We start from the raw sequence: 1210 nt of genomic DNA on the forward strand, positions 1-1210 counted from the left end.
CCCGGCCGGCCGCCGCACTGGACGGGGCCCGGGCGGCGGTGGCCCTCGCGACCGGCTGGGAAGACGACGTGATGTCGGCCCCCGTCGACGCGACGGGGGCGGACCTGTCCCGGCTCGGCATCCTCGAACCCGACGTGCTGGCAAACGTCGTGTGGACCGATACGACCAGGTGGCCGGCGCGACTCGAACCGCTGGTACGAGCCCGCTCGAACCGCCTTGCGGCGGGGGTGTATCGGGTGCGGCGAAACTGTCGGTAGAGGCACGGATCGGTAGAGGCACGGATCGGTAGAGGCACGGGGAAGTGTTCGACTCATCGACGGCTCATGGGGGTTTCAGGCAAATCTCAGGAACGCTCGGCAGGGTCGGGTGCATGATCGAGAGCTACCGCGACAAGAGCATCGACAGGCGCCGATTTCTGTATCTGGGTGGTGCGGCGGCGGGGTTGACGTTGGTGGGCTGCTCCGACGACTCGTCGTCCGGCGCGAAGGAGGCGGTGCCCACGGCTCCGGCGCCGTCCACGAGCGCCGCGGTCGGGCAGTGCGTGTTGACCTCCAACGTGACCGAGGGGCCGTACTACCTCGACAACGCGCTCGTTCGCCAGGACATCACCGAGGGCAAAGCCGGTGTTCCGCTTCGGATCCGGCTGACCGTGCAAAACGCCGGGGGATCGTGCGCTCCGGTGCCCGGTGCGGCCGTGGAGATCTGGCACTGCGACGCGTGGGGCTACTACTCGGGCTTCACCACCGCCAACCCCGGCGGCAACGCGCCGGCCGAGGCCGCCGACGGCAGCCGGGCGAACGACACCACCTACCTGAGGGGCTATCAGATCGCGGGTGAGGACGGCGTGGTGGAGTTCGTGACGATCTTCCCCGGCTGGTACACCCCGCGCGTCGCGCACGTGCACGTCAAGGTGCACACCGGGGGAGCGAACACCGACGGGATATACGAGGGGGGCAAGGTCAACCACACGGGCCAACTGTTCTTCGACGACGCCACGGCGGCGACGGTGTACGCACTGGCCCCGTACAACCGCCACACCGGAACGCCGACCCTGCTCGCGGCCGACATGGTCTACGGCAAGGGCGGCGCCAAGGACGGGCTGACCACCTTGACGCCGCTGCGTGCGGGTGCGCCGGCGGACGGATACCTGGCCGCCCTGACGCTGGGCATCGACCCGACGAAGGAGGCCGCGGCCGGCGGCGCGCCCGGT

General features: G+C 70.1%; 2 protein-coding genes. Both read left to right on the plus strand.

The window, feature by feature from the left end; genetic code table 11:
- Positions 1-257, plus strand: a 257-nt coding sequence (locus GT354_RS10960) for a hypothetical protein (RefSeq protein ID WP_161356095.1), incomplete at its 5' end; no start/stop codon positions are given.
- Positions 258-370: 113 nt separating this feature from the next.
- Positions 371-1210: intradiol ring-cleavage dioxygenase (locus GT354_RS10965; RefSeq protein WP_161356096.1), on the plus strand; the 840-nt coding region annotated here is incomplete at its 3' end.

This window comes from Streptomyces sp. SID3343, assembly GCF_009865215.1.
Classification (GTDB): Bacteria; Actinomycetota; Actinomycetes; order Streptomycetales; family Streptomycetaceae; genus Embleya.